This is a genomic window from Actinocorallia aurantiaca (assembly GCF_039533685.1).
Lineage (GTDB): Bacteria > Actinomycetota > Actinomycetes > Streptosporangiales > Streptosporangiaceae > Actinocorallia > Actinocorallia aurantiaca.
Map to the genome: position 1 here is coordinate 43,332 of NZ_BAAATZ010000009.1, position 17,548 is coordinate 60,879.

19 protein-coding genes are annotated in these 17,548 nt (G+C 70.7%); 9 read left to right on the forward strand and 10 right to left on the reverse strand.

All coding sequences use genetic code 11. The annotated features are described in order from the left end of the window. Window positions 1–47 precede the first annotated feature (47 nt). Window positions 48–968 carry a hypothetical protein gene (locus ABD327_RS12960; protein ID WP_344450578.1) on the forward strand — a complete coding sequence of 307 codons (921 nt, stop codon included), beginning with the start codon at window positions 48–50 and terminating at the stop codon, window positions 966–968. Window positions 969–1,007: 39 nt separating this feature from the next. Here the strand turns inward: ABD327_RS12960 and ABD327_RS12965 are convergent, their stop codons facing one another. From ABD327_RS12965 to ABD327_RS12975, 3 genes are all read right to left on the reverse strand, one after another. Continuing rightward, window positions 1,008–3,935 carry a peroxidase family protein gene (locus tag ABD327_RS12965; protein ID WP_344450579.1) on the reverse strand — a complete coding sequence of 976 codons (2,928 nt, stop codon included), beginning with the start codon at window positions 3,933–3,935 and terminating at the stop codon, window positions 1,008–1,010. Between the two features lie 256 nt (window positions 3,936–4,191). Continuing rightward, entirely contained in the window at window positions 4,192–4,638 is a 447-nt protein-coding gene (locus tag ABD327_RS12970) for a hypothetical protein (RefSeq protein WP_344450580.1), read from the reverse strand. Between the two features lie 314 nt (window positions 4,639–4,952). Next, window positions 4,953–6,023 carry a lipase family protein gene (locus tag ABD327_RS12975; protein ID WP_344450581.1) on the reverse strand — a complete coding sequence of 357 codons (1,071 nt, stop codon included), beginning with the start codon at window positions 6,021–6,023 and terminating at the stop codon, window positions 4,953–4,955. Window positions 6,024–6,123: 100 nt separating this feature from the next. Between ABD327_RS12975 and ABD327_RS12980 the strand changes: the two genes are divergently transcribed. From ABD327_RS12980 to ABD327_RS12995, 4 genes are all read left to right on the forward strand, one after another. Further along, window positions 6,124–6,783, forward strand: a complete 660-nt coding sequence (locus ABD327_RS12980; protein WP_344450582.1) for a response regulator — start codon at window positions 6,124–6,126, stop codon at window positions 6,781–6,783. Further along, the gene (locus ABD327_RS12985; protein ID WP_344450583.1) at window positions 6,761–8,017 is read left to right on the forward strand and encodes a sensor histidine kinase; all 1,257 of its coding nucleotides are present in this window, start codon (window positions 6,761–6,763) and stop codon (window positions 8,015–8,017) included. The genes ABD327_RS12980 and ABD327_RS12985 overlap by 23 nt, the downstream gene beginning before the upstream one ends. Window positions 8,018–8,185: 168 nt before the next feature. Next, window positions 8,186–9,082, forward strand: a complete 897-nt coding sequence (locus tag ABD327_RS12990; protein WP_344450584.1) for an ABC transporter ATP-binding protein — start codon at window positions 8,186–8,188, stop codon at window positions 9,080–9,082. Then, window positions 9,079–10,659, forward strand: a complete 1,581-nt coding sequence (locus ABD327_RS12995) for a hypothetical protein (protein ID WP_344450585.1) — start codon at window positions 9,079–9,081, stop codon at window positions 10,657–10,659. Before ABD327_RS12990 ends, ABD327_RS12995 begins: the two co-directional genes overlap by 4 nt. A 52-nt stretch (window positions 10,660–10,711) precedes the next feature. On the opposite strand, the gene ABD327_RS13000 is transcribed toward ABD327_RS12995, so the two are convergent. Continuing rightward, window positions 10,712–11,257, reverse strand: a complete 546-nt coding sequence (locus tag ABD327_RS13000; RefSeq protein ID WP_344450586.1) for a M15 family metallopeptidase — start codon at window positions 11,255–11,257, stop codon at window positions 10,712–10,714. Window positions 11,258–11,411: 154 nt separating this feature from the next. On the opposite strand from ABD327_RS13000, the gene ABD327_RS13005 reads away from it, so the two are divergent. Together ABD327_RS13005 and ABD327_RS13010 are read left to right on the forward strand one after the other, a co-directional pair. Then, window positions 11,412–12,086 carry a response regulator transcription factor gene (locus ABD327_RS13005; protein WP_344450587.1) on the forward strand — a complete coding sequence of 225 codons (675 nt, stop codon included), beginning with the start codon at window positions 11,412–11,414 and terminating at the stop codon, window positions 12,084–12,086. Further along, window positions 12,083–13,198, forward strand: coding sequence for a sensor histidine kinase (locus ABD327_RS13010; protein WP_344450588.1), 1,116 nt, complete (start codon window positions 12,083–12,085; stop codon window positions 13,196–13,198). Before ABD327_RS13005 ends, ABD327_RS13010 begins: the two co-directional genes overlap by 4 nt. Before the next feature lie 90 nt (window positions 13,199–13,288). Here ABD327_RS13010 and ABD327_RS13015 read toward each other — a convergent pair whose 3' ends face one another. Continuing rightward, on the reverse strand, window positions 13,289–13,528 hold the full coding sequence (locus ABD327_RS13015; protein WP_344450589.1) for a type II toxin-antitoxin system RelE family toxin: 240 nt from the start codon (window positions 13,526–13,528) through the stop codon (window positions 13,289–13,291). A gap of 34 nt (window positions 13,529–13,562) precedes the next feature. Here ABD327_RS13015 and ABD327_RS13020 point away from each other — a divergent pair, with 34 nt between their 5' ends. Further along, a complete protein-coding gene (locus ABD327_RS13020) occupies window positions 13,563–14,078 on the forward strand; it encodes a DUF3592 domain-containing protein (RefSeq protein WP_344450590.1) in 516 nt (171 codons plus the stop codon). A gap of 284 nt (window positions 14,079–14,362) precedes the next feature. Here the strand turns inward: ABD327_RS13020 and ABD327_RS13025 are convergent, their stop codons facing one another. The 4 genes from ABD327_RS13025 to ABD327_RS13040 form a co-directional block, all read right to left on the reverse strand. After that, window positions 14,363–15,178, reverse strand: coding sequence for a Rossmann-fold NAD(P)-binding domain-containing protein (locus tag ABD327_RS13025; RefSeq protein ID WP_344450591.1), 816 nt, complete (start codon window positions 15,176–15,178; stop codon window positions 14,363–14,365). A gap of 66 nt (window positions 15,179–15,244) precedes the next feature. Next, window positions 15,245–15,559: a chorismate mutase gene (locus ABD327_RS13030; RefSeq protein WP_344450592.1), complete on the reverse strand. Its 315-nt coding sequence runs from the start codon at window positions 15,557–15,559 to the stop codon at window positions 15,245–15,247. Window positions 15,560–15,591: 32 nt separating this feature from the next. Then, complete coding sequence (locus ABD327_RS13035; protein WP_344450593.1) at window positions 15,592–15,786, reverse strand: DUF397 domain-containing protein; 195 nt, start codon at window positions 15,784–15,786, stop codon at window positions 15,592–15,594. After that, the gene (locus ABD327_RS13040; protein ID WP_344450594.1) at window positions 15,783–16,586 is read right to left on the reverse strand and encodes a helix-turn-helix domain-containing protein; all 804 of its coding nucleotides are present in this window, start codon (window positions 16,584–16,586) and stop codon (window positions 15,783–15,785) included. The genes ABD327_RS13035 and ABD327_RS13040 overlap by 4 nt, the downstream gene beginning before the upstream one ends. Before the next feature lie 136 nt (window positions 16,587–16,722). Here ABD327_RS13040 and ABD327_RS13045 point away from each other — a divergent pair, with 136 nt between their 5' ends. Continuing rightward, window positions 16,723–17,193 carry an ATP-binding protein gene (locus tag ABD327_RS13045; RefSeq protein WP_344450595.1) on the forward strand — a complete coding sequence of 157 codons (471 nt, stop codon included), beginning with the start codon at window positions 16,723–16,725 and terminating at the stop codon, window positions 17,191–17,193. 147 nt (window positions 17,194–17,340) lie between these two features. Here the strand turns inward: ABD327_RS13045 and ABD327_RS13050 are convergent. Then, a partial coding sequence (locus tag ABD327_RS13050) for a PLP-dependent transferase (RefSeq protein ID WP_344450596.1) occupies window positions 17,341–17,548 on the reverse strand: 208 nt, incomplete at its 5' end.

A 17,548-nucleotide genomic window follows, 5' to 3' on the forward strand; every position in this document is an offset into this window, starting at 1 on the left:
CATCCCCGGACCGGAGAGGGTCTTCCCAGAGGCGAGGGAGGCCGTACATGGGCGGGTGGCGGGGACACCGGATTCTGGGGGCCGTCGCCCTGGTGCTGGTGGCTGGTTGCCAGGGCGAGATCGAGGACCAGGGCGCGCTGGAAGGGCAGCCGGTTCTGGGGTTGGTGAAAGTGACCGACTCCGCCCCCATGTCGTCGGAGGGAGTGAGGTCGGCGTCCGCGAAGTGCCCGGACGACAAGAGGGTGATCAGCGGGGGCGGCCGGGTCGTCGGCGGTGGCCGGGAGGTCCGGCTGACCTCGCTGGCGCCGCTGGAGGAGGAGAACGCCTACCGGGTCCGCGCGGCCGAGGACCACGACGGCTACCGGGGGCGGTGGAGACTCGAGGCCTACGCCCTCTGCGCCGCCCCTCTCATCGGCCTCGACTACGTGACCTCCACCAGTGAGGACACCTACTCCTCCACGCGTGCGGGCAGCGCCGAAGCCGATTGCAGGGAGGGGAGCGCCGTGCTCGGCGGCGGTGTCGACGCCTCCTCCCACGAGGACGGCATCACCCCCGCCTTCGGCATCCGGTCGTTCGGCTTCCGCGTCGAGACCGGAATCGCCAAGGCCTACGCGCCCCTCATCTCCGAGGCGAAGGGCGTCACCGCCCACGCGGTGTGCGCGGACCCCGTACGTCTCTTCCTCTCCGACGAAAGCACCGTGGAAAGCACGGAGAGTTCCGGCGACACTCTGACCACCGAAGTGAAGTGCCCTTTCGAGTTCGATCTGTCCATCTTGGGCGCCGACATCAGGGCCATCCGTCGCGACAGCTCCGCCACGGGAGTCTCCCCGGCCCAGGAACTGGGTCTCACCTCGCTGTGGGTCGCCCCCGACCTGAAGTCCGTCACCCTCTCCGCCCACCGGCTGAAGAGCTTCTCCAGTGAATGGCAGCTGAGTGGGACGGCCGTCTGCGGCACCGTCCTCGGCTGACCCCCGGCGGGCGGGCCGTGCGGGCCCGCCCGCCGGGGGTCAGGAGAACTTGGGGCCGCCTATCGGGGGCTCCTCGGGGAGGGTCGGGCGCCAGGGGGCGAAGGCGCTCGCCTCCCGGGGCAGGAAGGACGCCAGTTCCGGGCAGTGGCGCATCAGGACGTCCTTCATGCCGTTGTGGGCTATCCAGTCCAGGCCGAGCGGAGTGTAGATCTCCGGCCTGAAGTCGACGGTCAGGAAGCGGTCGCTCTGCAGGCGGCGGGTGGCCATGAGGAGGAAGATGCGGAAGGCCGTGTCGCTGAAGCCGAAACCCTGCGGAGGGTTCTCGGCGAACAGGCCGACCATCGTGTCGATGTCGTCGACCTTCCGGTAGACGTCCCTGAGCCGCGCCGTCGTCTCCGGGCCGGCGCCGAGATCCTCGAACCGGCGGATGCGCGGCTTGCCCAGGCCGGAGAGGAAGTCGTTGTAGCGGGGCACGCCGCGGCTGCGGGTGCGCACGAGGTCGACCACCGACAGGTCGATGACCTCCCCGTCCCGCTCCAGCCGCTGCAGCGACCTCGGATAGTTGTGCAGGGTGATCGCGCCCGGATGGGCGATGCCGAACGAGTAGAGCGCGTTCGCGAAGCCCGTCTGGCGCAGGACGGTCTCGGAGGCCGAACCCTGCAGGTCGTCGAACCCCAGCGAGCCCAGCGGACGGCCGGAGCGGTGGTCGGCGAACTCGTAGTCGTCGGGGATCAGCGGATGCATCCGGTAGACGGTGACGAACTCCTCGGTGAGCGAGTACGGAACACCGTGGTGGTCGGGCAGCGTCCCGGGGATTCCGGTGAGCGCGTGCCGGTCGGCCAGCCACAGGCCCAGCTGCGTCAGCCAGTTGCTCGGCGGCCCGTCCCAGTTGGCGTGCAGGCCGATGTCGATCGCCTCGGTGGCGAGGATCGCCGGAGTCCACTCCACAGTGTGGATCTTGGCGATGAGCGCGGAGACGACGAGCCGCGCCGTGTGGTAGATCCGCTCCTCGTCCATGCGCGGGTACTCGGCGCGCAGCACCCCGCACACGGTGTTGTGCTCCCGGGCGAAGAGCGTGTGCATGAGGCTGAGACCCAGCCACCAGTTGTCCCGGAACCCGGTGATCGGGACGCCGTCGGGACCGGTCGGCAGGTGGCCCTCCTCCAGGTCGAGCTCCGCGCCGCCGTCGGGGTCGCGCAGGGACCGGGCGACGGCCTCGTCGCCGCCGTAGACCTCCGAGCCGTCCCACCAGTGGGAGGCGGTGTTGGCGAACAGGATGGGCGGCTCGCCGGGGGCGACGGGGACGCCGTGGTTCTCGGCGAAGCGCATCACCCGCTCGGGCGGCCCTCCCGGGACGTTGGCCCACGTCATGCCGGGAGGCAGCGGCACCTCGACGCTCCTGGTGCCCGCGGGGTAGCGCTTGTGGTTGACCCAGTCGTGCACCTGGAACTGGATCCACGAGGCGGCCAGCAGGTTGAGGGTGCGGGCCGGGATGAACTCCCGGCGGTGCAGCAGCTGCCTGCTGACGGTCACCGGGTTGGGGATGTTGGCCAGGGACGGCCGGCGGACGGGCGGCATGTTGCGTCCGAAGGCGGTGCCGAGGGAGCCCATCACCGGTTCGGAGAGGTCGTTGTAGGTGCCGTCGAAACTGCGCCGCGTGAGCAGTTCCTCGTCGATGAGCGGAGGGACCGGGCGCGGCTTCGGCGGGGCCTCGCGGACCTCGGTGTCGATGAGGTTGCGTCGGCGCATCCTCTCCCGGTCGGCGATGAGGTTCAGCAGGCCGAGCCCGGTGGGCAGCCTGTGCCACGGGACGAACCGGTTGAGGACGCCGAACCCCCGGTCCAGGACCTTGACGGCGATGACGTTGCGGCGCGGGACGGGGGTGACGAACCGGTGTCCGCGCCGGTGGGCGCTGCCCGCCTCGTACGCGGCCTTGCGGGCGCGGTTGATGTTCCCGAGGGGGCGGAAGTCGTCCGTGGTGTTCCACGGGTCGAAGGCGAGCCCGTCGACGCGCCGGGCGGCGGCGCGGGCCGTGGCGGTGTCGACGTTCTGGCGCGGCACGGTCAGCGTCGCGACGGGGATGGCGGGGGAGTCCTTCTCCCTCCAGGCGACGGCCGCGTTCTCGACGGGCGTGCGCCTGGGATCCCGGTACCGCTGGACGCACAGTTCGAAGACGACGTCCCCCCTGGACAGGCGCGAGGCCATCTCGTGGCTCAGATGATCGGGGTCGCTCTTCGACGGGGGAGGGGCCTGGAAGGCGTCCGGCGCGGGCCGCAGGAGGAACCGCACGGGCCCCGCCTCGCCCCACAGCATGGCGCCCTGGCTCCAGAACGTCTCCGTCGCCAGGCTGCGGACCTCGCGTCCGGCGCCCGCCCGGACGTTGCGCCGCATCCGCGAGGCGGTGGCCCAGCCGACCTTACGGGGCAGCTTGACGAACATCGCGAAGGCCTTGCGCGGGGCGGTGTCGGCGCCCGCCGTGGCCTGCGCGAACGCGACGAACTCGATCGCGTTCCCGGCGTGGGAGACCGGGTGGTTGGTCATGATGAGGTCGTGGGCCTCCTCGCGGCCCACCTGGATCCGCAGGGCCACGCCGCGGAGGTCGGGTTCGGAATCCGCCTGGCGGAGACCGCTGGCGTTGGAGAACCGCGCGATGACCGGGTACTCGGCGCCGGGCCGTGCGAAGCCGACCCGCAGGTCTTCGGGGAGGTCGGGAAGGAAGCGCAGCCTTGCGTCCTCCACGCCGAGGAGCCCCTTGGCGTAGAAGGCCCGGTCGACGGTTCGCGCGCCGCTCCGCTTCTTCGTCTTCAGCTGGACCATCATGAGCTCGCGCGCGAGCCGGTCGAAGAGCCTGCGCTCGAACTCGGGGCTGCCGCAGGCGTAGCGCTCGTACCGCTCGCCGGCCCGGGGCGCGACGGGCGCCGTGGTCGTCTCGCGGGCAGAGCGCACCCGCTGTTCGGTCTCGTGCATCGACTCTCCTACCGGTGCCACCCGTTATGGACCCGACGATCGCCGGGCAGAACGCCAGATAGGAGAATTCCCGCCACTTCTTCCAGCACCCTGGGGAAAGGTCAAAATCTAGGGAGAGACCGGACAAGCAGCAGAAGGCCGTCTTCGGGGATTTGTGAGCTGGTGTGCCATGGTCCCGGTGTCGGCCGCCTCCGGGACCATGGCGGGATCGGTCGGACTCAGCCGTCGGCGACCGGCGAGAGCCCGGGGATCACGGTCAGAAGGTGTACGTCGCGCTGACGGTGATTCCGCTGAAGCAGGGGAATCCCGAACCGGTGACGGGCTGGTTGGTGAAGGTGATGGTGCGCGGGGGGCCGGCGTTGGTGGTGCCCGTGAGGGTGCCGCTGTAGGTGCAGCCGGCGGCCTTCATCGCGAAGTACATGGTGGAGGGGGGACCGAAGGTCCCGCTCCAGGGGAGGTTCTGGGCGGTGACCGTGGCACCGCATCCGGTGGCCGTGGCGCCGGTGACGGTGAACGTGGTGCTGGTCTTGGTGCCGTCCAGGGTGGAGCTGCAGTTGATGGTGCCGAGGAGGGGCACGTTGTTGAGCGTCAGGCTGCCCGTGGCCACCGTCGCGGCCATGGCCGGGGACGCCGTCAGGCCGACGGCGGCGACCGAGGCGGCCGAGGCCGCGGCGAGCGCGGCGAACTTCGTTCTGCGGGACATGGTCTTCCTTTTCTGCCACGGCGCGTGAGAACGCCGGAGGGGGTGGGATGGCCGCTTCCTTCAGGCGGGGCGCGTTCGGTCCTCCCGGGCGGACGACGACAGCGACCCACGACTCGCGGGAAAGCCGACACCGGACTCGTCGTTCTGGTCGGAGATCTTCGGGTTCCGGTGCTGGCTTCCTCGTCGAAGCGGCTTCCCCACGAACGTAAGCACGGTTGACTGAATGGTCAACAACCAAGCGCCAGCTTGGTTGTCCGGATTGTGACAGGGGTTGCATAACGTCCATCGGGAGGGTCTGTGCCCGGTGCCTGGATTCAGTCGCCGTACTCGTTCTGCACGCACTCGGGAGTGAGCGCCGCGATGTAGCGGCGGGGGAAATGGTCGTCGATCGAGTAGACGGCGGGCAGCGCACGGGTCAACCGGAACCTTCCCGCGACGAACGCCGTGCCGGCCAGCACGATGGCGGGCAGTCCCCACGCCTGGCCGGTGAGGTCGGTGTTCTCCCGCCACGCTCCCGGCCGGCGGTGGCAGTCGGCGCCGGTCGGCGCCGGCGCCGACGAGAGCACCCGCTGGAGACGCGGGACTCGGTACTCGTACTCGCGTCCGAAGTGCTGGTAGGACCCCGAGACCGAGGGCGGAAGACGGGGCACGATGTCGCGGTCATAGATGTAGCGGATGACGTTCTCGCCGAGGAAGCCGTCCTCCTGGCAGGCCTTCGTGAATCCCGGGTCCCCGATCATCGGCTGCCCGAAGGTGTAGACGGCCCTGAGCCGTCTGCCGAGCGCCTTCCGGTACTTCCTCTCATGCCTGATCATGACCGCCATCAGTCCGGCCATCGCCCCGCCCAGGCTGTGCCCGGTGATGTAGAGCGCCTCCAGGTCCTCCATCCCCTTCAGCGCGTTCATGACGTCGTAGCGGGTGGCCCGCGTGTTCCGGTAGAACCCGCCGTGCACCGTGTTGCACGGGTCTCCGAACTGGTAGCTCGTGCGCTCCGGCTCGAAGTCGAGGTTCGCCAGCCAGTTGACGAGGTTCACCGGCTCGGTGCCCCGGTAGCACAGGATCGCGACCCGGCCGCTCCGGCTCCGCACCAGGAACGCGGTCGAGCGGATGAACATCCCGTCCGCCGACATCCGGACGATCCGGCACCGGTTGTCCTCCAGCCCCAGCCTGGCCATGATCATCGCGACCGTCTCGGGCCCCGCGTACGCGTACGCCGAGCAGACCGCCATGACGTGCCGGAGCACCGGATCCGGATGGCTCTCCGCGGAGAGCAGCAGCTCCTCCAGCCCCCTGTACACCGGGAACCCCGGACTCTCCCCCTCGTCGAAAGGCCGCAGCTCCCGGTAACCGGGAGCCTGCACCTCCCACGTACGGCATTCCCCCATGCCGACACCCCCGATTCCATCCTCCCCCTCTCACCTGGGAGAACACCGGATCGACCCGCCCGAAGAGGAATTTCGTGCAGTGCGACATAGGCTGCCTGACGTGTCTATACGGGTACTCATCGCCGATGATCAGGAGATGGTGCGGCGCGGGGTGCGCACCATTCTGGAGAGCCATCCCGACATCGAGGTGATCGGGGAGGCCGCCGACGGCGTCGAGGCGCTGCGGCTGGCGGGGCGGTCGCGGCCGGACGTGGCACTGGTGGACATCCGGATGCCCGGTCTGGACGGGCTGGAGGTCACCCGGCGGCTCGCCGGGCCCGAGGCGGCCGAACCCGTCAAGGTGGTGATCCTGACGACGTTCGACCTGGACGAGTACGTGTATCCGGCGCTGCGGCACGGGGCGTCTGGATTCGTGCTCAAGCGGTCGGGCCCCGCACTGCTGGTGGAGGCGGTGCGGGCGGCGGTGAACGGGGACAGCCTCATCAGCCCCTCGATCACGGTGCGGCTGCTGCGGCACGTGACCGAGCCCGAGCCCGCCCTCGCGCCGCCGCGCGAACCCCTCACCGAGCGCGAGAGGCAGATCGCCGGGCAGGTCGCGCTGGGCAAGAGCAACTCCGACATCGCCGCGGAGCTGTTCATCTCGCCCGGCACCGTGAAGACGCATCTGGCGAACATCCAGCGCAAGCTCGGAGTGGGGAACCGGGTGGGGATCGCGGTGTACGCCTGGGAGCTGGGCTATGTCTCGCAACGGCCGCGCTGAGCGCGGCGGAAGGTGGGAGGAGGGTTCCGCCGCACGGGATTCACCCGGGCGGCCGGTGCTCCTGTGCGCGGCGGCGGCAGCGGCGGCCGCCGCGCTGCTGTTCGTCCTTCCGGACACGCTGGCGGCGGGGCTCCCGGCATGTGCGGCGGCGGCCGCCGCACTGATGCGATGGCCGTACCGCGGAGTCACGCTGACGGCGGCGGTGGCGGCGACCGTCACCGTGTCCCTGGTGGTGAGCGCGGCCTACCGTGGGCCGCAGGACCCGCTCGAACTGTGGAGCATGGTGGAGTTCCCGGCGCTGCTGGTGCTCGCCGGGCGGGCGGTCCGGCGGACGCCGCCGCGCCGCGCGGGCGGGCTGGTCACGGCGATCAGCGTGGTGGTGCTCGCCCTGGCGCTGCGGCCGGCCCTGCTGACGTCGGACGATGAGTGGCTGAAGGCGTCGTTCGTGGGCTCGGCGCTGTTCCTGTTCCCGGTGGCGTGCGCCGTCGGGGTCGGCGCCTACCTGCGGGGACTGGACCGGCGGCGGGTCCGCGCGGTCGGCGAGGCCCGTCGCGCGCAGCGGCTGTCGCTGGCCCGTGATCTGCACGACTTCGTCGCCCACGAGGTGACCGGCATCGTCCTGGAGGCGCAGGCGGCCCAGCTCCGCGACCTGGACGCCGGGGACGCGCGGGCGGTGCAGCGGCGGATCGAGGAGGCGGCCCTGCGCGCCCTGGACTCGATGGACCAGACCTTGGAGGCGCTGCGCGACCCGGACGAGCAGATCTCCGCCGGCCCGCCGCCGACCCGCCTGTACGGGCTGGACGACCTGCCCGAGCTCGTCGGCCGGTTCGCGGCCCCGGGATTTCCGGACGCCGTGCTGGAGTTCGATCCCGACGCCGCCGGACGCCTGACCCGCGAGGCGGACGGCACCGTCTACCGGGTGGTGCTCGAAGCGCTGACGAACGTCCGGCGGCACGCCCGCTGGGCGAACCGGGTGGAGGTGTCCGCCCGAGGCACCGCGTCCGGTGTGGAGGTCCGCGTCCGCGACGACGGAGGCGCACGCGGCCGGATCAGCACGGGCCTGGACCGGATGCGCGGTTCGGGCGGCACCGGCCTCGCCGAACTGGAGGCGCGGGTCCAGGGCCAGGGCGGCACCCTGTCCGCGGGCCCCGACGACGCGGGCGGCTGGCTGGTGGTGTGCACGATGCCCGCCGCACGCGTCCCGCACGCCGGCAAGGCGGACGTTCCGGACTGAGCCGCGCCGGATATCTGCCGAACGGCAGATGTGGACGCACCCTCGGGGACGCGAGTCTGAAGGGGAGCCGATCAAGTCGGCGCTTCAGGAGGATTGCGATGTTTCCCAAGAACACACCCGTCGTGGCACCGGCAGACGGCCCGCCGACGGACGGGAAGTGAGGCGGCGGTGCTGGAACTGATCGACGTCACCAAGGTCTACAAGGGCGGCAAGCGCGCCGTCGACGGCATGACGATGCGCCTCGGGCCGGGGATGCTGGGCCTGCTGGGGCCCAACGGGGCGGGCAAGTCCTCGCTGATGCGGATCGCCGCCACCATCACCCGTCCCACGTCCGGGAAGGTGTTGTTCGACGGCGTCGACGTCGTCGCCCACCCGGACGCGCTGCGCCGCCACCTCGGCTACCTGCCGCAGGACTTCGGCGCCTACCCGAACCTGACGGCCCGCGAGTTCCTGTCCTATCTGGCGGCGGCCAAGGGCATGTCGGCGCGCTCGTCGAAAGCCCGTATCGGGGAACTACTGGAGGCGGTGAACCTCACAGAGGCTGCCAAGCGCCCGCTGGGCAAGTACTCCGGGGGCATGCTCCGGCGGGTCGGGATCGCCCAGGCGCTGCTCGCCGACCCGAGAGTGATCATCGTGGACGAGCCGACGGCGGGCCTGGACCCGCAGGAGCGCGTCCGGTTCCGCACCATGCTCGCCGACCTGGCCGCGGACCGGGTGGTCATGCTGTCCACGCACATCGTCTCCGACATCGAGTCGGTGGCCTCCGACATCGCGGTCGTGGCGGGCGGCAGGCTGCTGCGCCGCGGCACCCCGGACGAGCTGCTGCGCCTGGCACAGGGCCGCGTCTGGGAGCTGCTGGTGTCCCCGGCCGAGGCGGACGCCGTCCGGATGAGGTGCGTGGTGAGCAGGATGGTGCGTACCGCGGAAGGCGTGCGGATGCGGGTGATCTCGGATGCGCCCCCGAGCCGGGGCGCGGCTCCGGCGGCACCCGACCTGGAGGACGTGTATCTGGGCCTCGTCCAGCCGGCCCCCGCCCCGAGCTTCGCTTCAGGAGGCTTCCGGTGACGCTCCAGAACATCGGCGGCCTGGCCCTGGGCGACTTCCGTGACCGGGTACGCCGTCCCGTCTACGCGGTGACGTTGCTCGCCGCGGTCATCCTGGGCTACCTCGCCGTCCCCGGCACCGGGTCCACCTGGGCGATCATGAACATCGGCGGCTACCGCGGCGTCTACGACAGCGCCTACGTCGGGACGGCCGCCGCGCTGGCCGCCGCCCTGTGGCTGACCCTCGGCGGCTTCTACGTCGTGCGCGGAGCCATAGGGCACGACGAACGCACCGGCGTCGGACGCCTCGTCGCCGCGACGCCGCTGCGCACCCCCGCCTACCTGGCCGCGAAGTTCCTCAGCAACCTCATGGTGCTCGGCTCGATGGTGGGCGTCCTGGCGGCGACGGCGGCGGTGATGCAGTTCGCCCGCGCCGAGGACCGTGCGATCGACCCGGTCGCGCTGCTGGTCCCGTTCGTGGTGATCGCCCTGCCGATGGCTGCGGCGACCGCCGCCGCGGCGCTGTTGTTCGAGACGCTCCCTGTGCTGCGCGGCGGCATCGGCAACGTCGGCTGGTTCTTCGTGTGGCTGACCGTGGCGGTCGGCGGCCTGTCCGAACGTGCCCCCGTCGACGTCCTCGGCGTCCAGCACGTCGTCGAGGCACTACGCGCCACGATGATCGACCAAGGCCTGTGGAAACCCCGCAGCTCCTTCAGCCTGGGCCTGACCCAGGAGCCCGAACCCCTGGAGTCCTTCCCCTGGGACGGCTTCCCGCTGGCCGCCGGGTTCCTGGGCGGCCGAGCCCTGGTCGTCTTGGCAGCCCTCGCCGTGGCTTTGCTGCCCGCCCTGTGGTTCGCCCGCTTCGACCCGGCCCGTGGCGGTTTCCGCCGAACCTCCGAGCAGGCTCCGACGGCCGAGCTTGAACTCCCGCCCGCCCCCGCCTACCGCGGCCTGCCCGCCACCGCCCCGGTGTACGGGAACACCTTCGGCAGGCTGCTGGCCGGCGAACTGACCATCATCGCGCGGGAGGCCACCAGGTGGTGGTGGCTGGGCGCTGCGGCCCTGGCCGCCGTCGGGCTGGCGGTCCCCATCGGATCCGTGGCCCCCGTGGTGCTGCCGCTGGCATGGGTGTGGCCCGTTCTACTCTGGTCGAGGCTGGGCACCCGCCACCAGCGCGACGGCATGGAAGGCCTGATCGGCGCCTACCCGGCGCCGCACCGCCGCCTGCTGGCCGAGTGGACGGCCGGTCTGGCCGTCACGGCCCTGCTGGGCCTGGCTCCGCTCGCCCGGATGGCAGCCTCCGGCGACCGCCCCGGCATGGCCGCCTGGCTCGGCGGCGCGCTCCTGATCCCGTCCCTGGCCCTGGCCGCGGGAACCCTCACCCGCACCCCCCGCCTGTTCCAGGCCGTCTACCCCGCCCTGTGGTATTGCGCCTTCAACGGCCTTGCCCCTCTGGACTTCATGGGCGCCGCCCGCACCGACGGCACTCCCGCAGGTCCCCACCCCCTGGCCGTGACCGCCCTGGGGGGTCTCCTGCTGGTCCTCACCCTGCTCACCACCTCCGCCCGGGGCTCCGCCTGGACGACCCGCCACGTCTGACGGGCGGAAACGTTTCGGGCAGCACCTCGGCATTCTCAAGATCACGGCGGCGTCAGTACTTCACCGCGGTGGCGTCGGGGAGCTGCGGAGGGCAGGTCCCTCCGGGGCGGGTCGCGAGTTCGAAGTGCCACATCTCGTTGGCGTAGATCTGGCAGAGGCCGAACGCGGCGCCTCGGCGGACGACCCAGTCGGCGGCATCGGTCGGACCGATGTCGACGGCCCTTCCCCGGACATGGGACGACTTTTCGGGGGAGAGGACATAACGTTCCGCTTCTTCTCGGCTGCCGTACCGGGTGACGGCCTGGTCGAACAGGCGGCGCTGGTAGCCGGTGCTGCGCCAGCCGGAGGTGATGAACAGGTCCACGCCGTCGGCTTTCGCCTTCGTCGCCGCCTCCCGGACGGCTCGCAGCAGCCGCCGGTCCAGTCCGGTGATGGCGGAGTGGCCGGTGTCGAAGGGGTCCAGGCCGCGGCCGGCGGTGATGTGCCCGTCGCCTTGGGGCGCTGCTGCCGTCGCCGGGCCCGGGACGACTGAACGGGGCAGGGCGTCCGGCGTTGACGGCAGGCCACAGCCGCTCAGGGCCAGGAACAGGGCGCTCATGGCTCCGAGCGGGGGTGGAAGAAGACGAGGTCGCATGTGCTCACTGCACCGCAGCCCGTGTTGCCGGGCCGTATGCCTTTTCGCATAGCTTTTCGATAGACGCGCTTGCATAAGGTGACGTGGCCGGGGATGGTCGAGGTCGAATCGGGGTCTTATGCGTGTGCTCGTCGTCGAAGACGAGATCTATCTCGCCGAGGCGATCCAGAGCGGCCTGCGGCTGGAGGCGATCGCGGCCGATCTCGCTCCGGACGGTGAAGCGGCGCTGGAGCGGCTCGGCGTCCACGACTACGACGTCGTGGTGCTCGACCGCGACCTTCCCGGCGTGCACGGGGACGAGGTGTGCCGGATCGTGGTCGAGCGGGGTCTCGGCTGCCGGGTGCTCATGCTCACCGCGGCGGTCGGTCTCATCGACAAGATCGACGGCTTCCAGCTGGGCGCCGACGACTACCTGACCAAGCCGTTCGACCTGCCCGAACTCGTGGTGAGGCTCCGTGCCCTGGCCCGCCGCCCGGCGCGGGGGACGCCGCCGGTCGTCGAATACGCGGGGATCAGGCTCGACCCGTTCCGTCGCGAGGTCTACCGGGCGGGACGCTACGTGGCCCTCGCCCGCAAGCAGTTCGCCGTCCTGGAGATCCTACTGACCGCGCGCGGCGGCGTCGTCAGCGCGGAGGAACTCCTGGAACGGGCGTGGGACGAGAACGCCGACCCGTTCACCAACGCCATCCGCATCACGATCTCGTCCCTTCGGGCCCGGCTGGGCGAACCCTCCGTCATCGCCACGGTGCCGGGCGTCGGCTACCGAATGGACGACGGGACCCCCCGGCCGTGACCGCGAGGCTGCGACTCACCCTGGGCTACGGGTGCTTCCTCGTGGGTTCGGGGGCGGTCACCATGGCGATCATCTATCTGGGGATGCGGTACATACCTGACTATCCCCTCACTGCGGCGAACCCGCGGGCCACGGGAACGGTCTCTTCGCGCGGGGAGATCCTCGAGGCCCTGGTGAAGGCGTCGAGCGCCGCGCTGGCGGTGCTGGCAGTGATCGGTCTGGGCGGCGGCTGGCTGCTGGCCGGGTGGGTCCTGCGGCCGCTCCAGCACATCAACCGGGCCGCCGTGCGCGCCGCGGACGGCTCCCTCGACCACCGCATCCGGCTGACGGGCCGCAAAGACGAGTTCACCGACCTCGCCGACACCTTCGACACCATGCTCGACCGCCTGCAGCGCTCGTTCGAGGAGCAGCGGCGCTTCGCCGCCAACGCCTCCCACGAACTGCGCACCCCGCTGGCCATCACCCGGACGATGCTGCAGGTCGCCCTCGCCGACCCCGACGGCCCGGACGACCGCCTCCTGACCAGGCTGTACGAGACCAACCAGCGCGGCATAGAGATCATCGACGCGCTCCTCCAGCTGTCCTCCCTCGACAAGGCCTCCTTGGCCACCGCCCCGGTCGACCTGGCCGCCGTCGCAGCGCAGGCGCTGGAGGCGGGCGGCGCCGAAGCCGCCCAGCGCGGTATCGCCGTCTCCGCCGACCTGCGGCCCGTCACCGTCCAGGCCAACGAGGCCCTCCTGCGACGGGCCATCGGCAACCTCCTCGAGAACGCCGTCCGCCACAACCTCCCCACCGGCGGCTCCCTCACCATCACGACCGGCTCCGACCCTTCCGACGAAGGCCGCGCGCTCCTCACCGTCACCAACACCGGCCCGCACATCCCGGCCGACGCCGTCGAGACCTACCTGGAGCCCTTCCTCCGCGGCCGGGGCCGCACCGCCGACCCCGACCCCACCCGCCGCGGTCACGGCCTCGGTCTCGCCCTCGTCTCCCGCATCACCACCGCCCACCACGGCGCCCTCCGCCTCACCCCCGCCACCCGAGGCGGCCTCACCGTCCAGGTCTCCCTCCCCGCCGGGCCCCGAGACCGAGCACCCGGACACACCTCATAGAGGACGCGCCGGGCCGGGGGATCCGCTGCGGGGGTCGTGCGCCGAATGCCCGCTCTGTCCCGGGGTGTCCGCCGCCACCGCGACGGCGTCCTATGGAACGCGGCGGTAGGCGTCGCGGCGATCGCCGACGGCCAGGACCCGCACGATCAGCCGGCCGTCCTCGACGGTGCAGACGACGCGGTAGTCGCAGATCCCGAGCCGCCGGCGGGCACTGCGCCCCTGGAGGACCTTGACGTCGAACGCCTCGGCCTCCTGCTTGCCGCGCCTGGTGATGATCGTCGCCAGGAGGAAACACGGAACCCGGCGCGTGGTCGAAGTGTCGGCTGACATCTTCTTGGGGTGGGAGCCCGTGTAATTTATCCGGATGCCTACCTTCTTTGGCTATTTTCCGCTGATTTTCGTTGTCATCGGATTCGCCGTCGCGTTGGCCGCGGTGCGAGGGGAAATGCATGCCCGCGCCTGGGCGAGGAAGGCTCAGCGGGTTCCCGGTACCGTCACCGACGTCCAGAACCGGTTCTCCGGTTCGGGCCGGCACCTGCGGGCGAGCCCGCGACCGGTTCTGGCCTTCACCACGTTGGAAGGCCGCCAGGTCACCACGGAATCGAGGCAGGAGTCCGGCCACGGAGTCGGCAACGAGATCGAGGTCCTCTACGACCCGGCCAACCCGACCGATGCGGAGATCGATGAAGGGTCGTCCCTCCTGTCCGGGCTCGGTCAGGTGGCCGTCGGCCTGGTCATCGCCGCGATCGGCTTCGGGTTCTTCGTCGCGTTCACTGACTTCGCGGACGAGTGGCGGGGAGATGTCGATTCCGGGACGGTCCAGTGCTCTGACGAGAACGGTGACGAGGTCGACTGCCCGCCTGGCTTTTTCGAAGAGTAGGGGTGACGGGCGGACGGCGAGACGACCGGGAGGCGCGTCCTTCCGCGTGGGGGGATCCTCTTCGATCCGCGCGTGTTCCCGCAGCTCAAGCTCGATGAACGCCGCGATCATCGCCCGCCACACGGCCTGTCACCGTCCCGGCCGACGACGCCCTCCTGCGACGGGCCATCGGCAACCTCCTCGAGAACGCCGTCCGCCACAACCTCCCCGCCGCGCCTCGAGACCGAGAACCCGGACACGCCTCGTAGAGGACGCGCCGGGCCGGGAAGGACGGCGCACCGGGGTCACGGCCGCCAGACTTCGGAGGCCGTTTCGCAGAAGGCGGTGAAATCGCGTGGTTCGCGGCCGAGCGCCTCGCGCACGCCGTCGCCGAGTGAGGCGTTGCGCCCGTCGAAGACCTCCCGGCACAGCTCGGTGAGAAGGTCGGCGTACTCCGGTCCGGCGAGGGGGGAGAGCGCGGCGTGGAACTGCTCGGGGGTGACGGCGTCGTACCCGACCTCCCGGCCCGCGGCCTTGGAGATCCGGGCGGCGGCCTCGCGGAAGGTCAGGAGCTCCGGTCCGGTGAGTTCGTAGAGGCGGCCCTCGTGCCCGTCGCCGGTGAGCGCCGCGACCGCGACGTCGGCGAGGTCCTCCAGGTCGAGGAACGGCTCGGCGACCTCCCCGGCCGGCATCGCGACGAGGCCTTCGAGTACCGGCCCCAGCAGGGCGCCCTCGGTGAAGTTCTGCGCGAACCAGCTCGCGCGCAGCAGCGTGTACGGCAGGCCGGAGCCGCGGACGATCTCCTCGCAGCGGATCGCGTTGTGCTCGCCGCGGCCGGAGAGCAGCACCAGCCGCTCCACGCCCGCGTCGGCGGCGAGGGAGACGAGCGCCTCGATGTCACCAGGCGCGCTCGGGGCGGCGAGGTCGGGGGAGTAGGAGACGTAGACGGCGCCCGCGCCGCGCAGCGCCTCGGGCCAGGTCTCCCGTCTCTCCCAGACGAAGGGCGGCTCGGTCTGCCGGGAGACGCCGCGGACCGCGTGGCCGAGCCCGGTGAGCCGGGTGAGGACGCGGCGGCCGGTCTTGCCGGTCGCGCCGATGACGAGGATGGGCTTGGCGGCCATGGGGACTCCTTGAGGTCGTCGGTGGTGCCGACTCCAGGGTTCTCCAGACCGCCGGGATGCTCCATGTCAGAGCGTCCCGCCTCTTTGTCCGTCCGTCTCGATCCGCGCGTGTTCCCGCAGCTCCAGCTCGATGAAGGCCGCGATCATCGCCCGCCACACGGCCTCGGCGACGTCCGGAGCCAGCCCGGCCCCGGCGGCCCGGTTCCGTACCGAGGCGACGACCTGCTCGACCCGGTCGGGAGCACGGACGGCCGCCGTGTCCTTCTTGAAGGACGCGGCGGCCCGCACCAGCCCCTGCCGTTCGGCCAGCAGCCGGACGAGTTCGCCGTCGATGCCGTCGATGAGTTCCCGGACTTCGGAAAGGGATGAGGGTTCTGTCATCCCGGGATGCTCTCAAGCACCTCAGCCGAAGATCAAGGCGTTTTGATCTTCTGGAGGAACCGATCGAAGGCCCGGGGGCTCACGGCCAGGGCGGGACGGTGGGTGTTCTTGCTGTCGCGGATGCCGATGGCGGCGGGGAGGGCGGCGATCTCCACGCACTGACCGGAATCGCCTCCGCTGTGTGTGCTCTTGCGCCAGTCGGCAGTGGTGAAGTCGGTGTTGCTCACAGAGCCTCCAAAAGACCACGGACCATGCGTTCGGAGTCTATGCCTGACAGGGATTTGTTCCGGATCATCTCGAACAACACATCGAGTTGTGCGACATGCCGTCCCGTCTCAATGAGGCGTCCTTGCCCTCCCGCGCTTTCCGCGTAGCCGACGGCAGGGCTTTCCGGAAAGTGCAGGACCTTGAAGGCTCCTTCAGGGCAGAGCCCTGAGTCCATGGGAACGATATGCAGGGCGATCCTGGGCTCCTGAGCAAGGTGGAGAAGGTGGAGGTACTGCTTCTCCATCACCTCACGGTCGCCGAACGGACGCCGCACTGCGGATTCGTCAAAGAGCGCGATGACCATAGGGGCTTCTTCTCTGTGGAGCTGTTCTTTCCGCTCCATCCGGGCGGCGACCAGGAACTCCAGCTTGTCCGGCCGCTCAGCGGCCTGGAGCACCGCCCGCGCGTACTCCTCGATCTGGAACAGGCCCGTGATGACGAAATTCTCGTACAGCTTGATCGTGCTCGCTTCGGCTTCGGCGTCCGTGAGTTCGGCGAACCCGATGGGGAGTCCCGTCTCCTCGATGATCCGGGGATGCAGGGCCTCGAAGAACTGTTGCACCCCGAGGACCCTGTCCAAAGCCCTGGCGATGCTCAGGCTCGGCGTCCGGGTGCAGTTCTCGATGCTGCTGATCAAGCTGGGGGAGGCGTGCACCGCTTTGCCCAGACTCACTTGAGAGAGCTTCCGCTGTTCGCGCAGTCGTTTGAGGTGAAAGGCGAAGAACGCCCGCGCTGAGTCTTCAGGTGGAGGAACAGCCATGGAACACCCCTCCCGGTCCGCACACGGCGTTGTGCAGGCTAGACAGCGACTGTGGAGCCGATTTCGTCGCCAAGCGTAGTCGCGCCGACACAAAATGGCGGGCGACTCAGTGAATCCCGTCACCCGGAGGCGAACCATGCGAACCGAGAAACTCCCCGCGCCGAGCCCGGCTGCTCCACCGCCCTCTGGGCCCCGTGACCCGCATCCCTCAGAGCAGGATTTCGTCCTGCACCTGCGCGCCTACGAGAACAGCTCGGTCGTCGCGCGCCGCCTCACCCGGCTGGCCCTGGATCTGTGGAACTGGCAGGGCGACCGTGACGCGCCCCTCACCGTGATGGCCGAGCTCTTCGCCAACGCCTGCCGGGCCGCGCCCGGTCAGCCCGTTCGTCTCCGCGTCGCCTGGACGTCAGGCGGCGTCCGCCTCGAATGCCACGACCCGGCCCCTCACCACCCGCCCGATCCGTCCCTCCCCGACGACCTCAGCGAAACCGGCCGCGGCCGCTATCTCATAGCCGCGCTCTCCGCCCGTCATGGCATCATCCCGGCCCCGGCGCCCGTTCCCGGCAAGACCCTCTGGGCCGTCCTTCCCCATCGCGCCGGAGCCTGACATGGCCGTTTTCTTCCTCACCGCCACCACCGTCCTTCCTCTCTTCTGCGCGGTCCTCCTCCGAGGCGACGGGCGAGAAGGACCGCGGGGCGGAAAGGGAACGAGCCCCCGGAGAGGCTCCGGGGGCTCCGGCGTGGCCGGATGAGGTCAGATTCGGTCGAGGGCCTGGGCGATGTCCTGCCAGATGTCGTCGGGGTGCTCGATGCCGGCGGCGAGGCGGACGGTGCCCTCGGTGAAGCCCGCGGCTTCCAGGGCCTCCGCCGAGTACATGCGGTGGGAGGTGCTGGCGGGGTGGATGGCCAGGGTCTTGGCCTCGCCGAGGGACGCGGTCAGCGCGATGAGCTTCGTGGACTCG

Coding starts and splice junctions, on each gene's coding strand:
- ABD327_RS13005 (WP_344450587.1), top strand. CDS start 11,412: ATGCGTGTGCTCGTCGTCGAAGACGAGATCTATCTCGCCGAGGCGATC.
- ABD327_RS12985 (WP_344450583.1), top strand. CDS start 6,761: ATGTCTCGCAACGGCCGCGCTGAGCGCGGCGGAAGGTGGGAGGAGGGT.
- ABD327_RS13015 (WP_344450589.1), bottom strand. CDS start 13,528: ATGTCAGCCGACACTTCGACCACGCGCCGGGTTCCGTGTTTCCTCCTG.
- ABD327_RS13045 (WP_344450595.1), top strand. CDS start 16,723: ATGCGAACCGAGAAACTCCCCGCGCCGAGCCCGGCTGCTCCACCGCCC.
- ABD327_RS12975 (WP_344450581.1), bottom strand. CDS start 6,023: ATGGGGGAATGCCGTACGTGGGAGGTGCAGGCTCCCGGTTACCGGGAG.
- ABD327_RS13040 (WP_344450594.1), bottom strand. CDS start 16,586: ATGGCTGTTCCTCCACCTGAAGACTCAGCGCGGGCGTTCTTCGCCTTT.
- ABD327_RS13030 (WP_344450592.1), bottom strand. CDS start 15,559: ATGACAGAACCCTCATCCCTTTCCGAAGTCCGGGAACTCATCGACGGC.
- ABD327_RS13020 (WP_344450590.1), top strand. CDS start 13,563: ATGCCTACCTTCTTTGGCTATTTTCCGCTGATTTTCGTTGTCATCGGA.
- ABD327_RS12970 (WP_344450580.1), bottom strand. CDS start 4,638: ATGTCCCGCAGAACGAAGTTCGCCGCGCTCGCCGCGGCCTCGGCCGCC.
- ABD327_RS13000 (WP_344450586.1), bottom strand. CDS start 11,257: ATGAGCGCCCTGTTCCTGGCCCTGAGCGGCTGTGGCCTGCCGTCAACG.
- ABD327_RS12960 (WP_344450578.1), top strand. CDS start 48: ATGGGCGGGTGGCGGGGACACCGGATTCTGGGGGCCGTCGCCCTGGTG.
- ABD327_RS13025 (WP_344450591.1), bottom strand. CDS start 15,178: ATGGCCGCCAAGCCCATCCTCGTCATCGGCGCGACCGGCAAGACCGGC.
- ABD327_RS12965 (WP_344450579.1), bottom strand. CDS start 3,935: ATGCACGAGACCGAACAGCGGGTGCGCTCTGCCCGCGAGACGACCACG.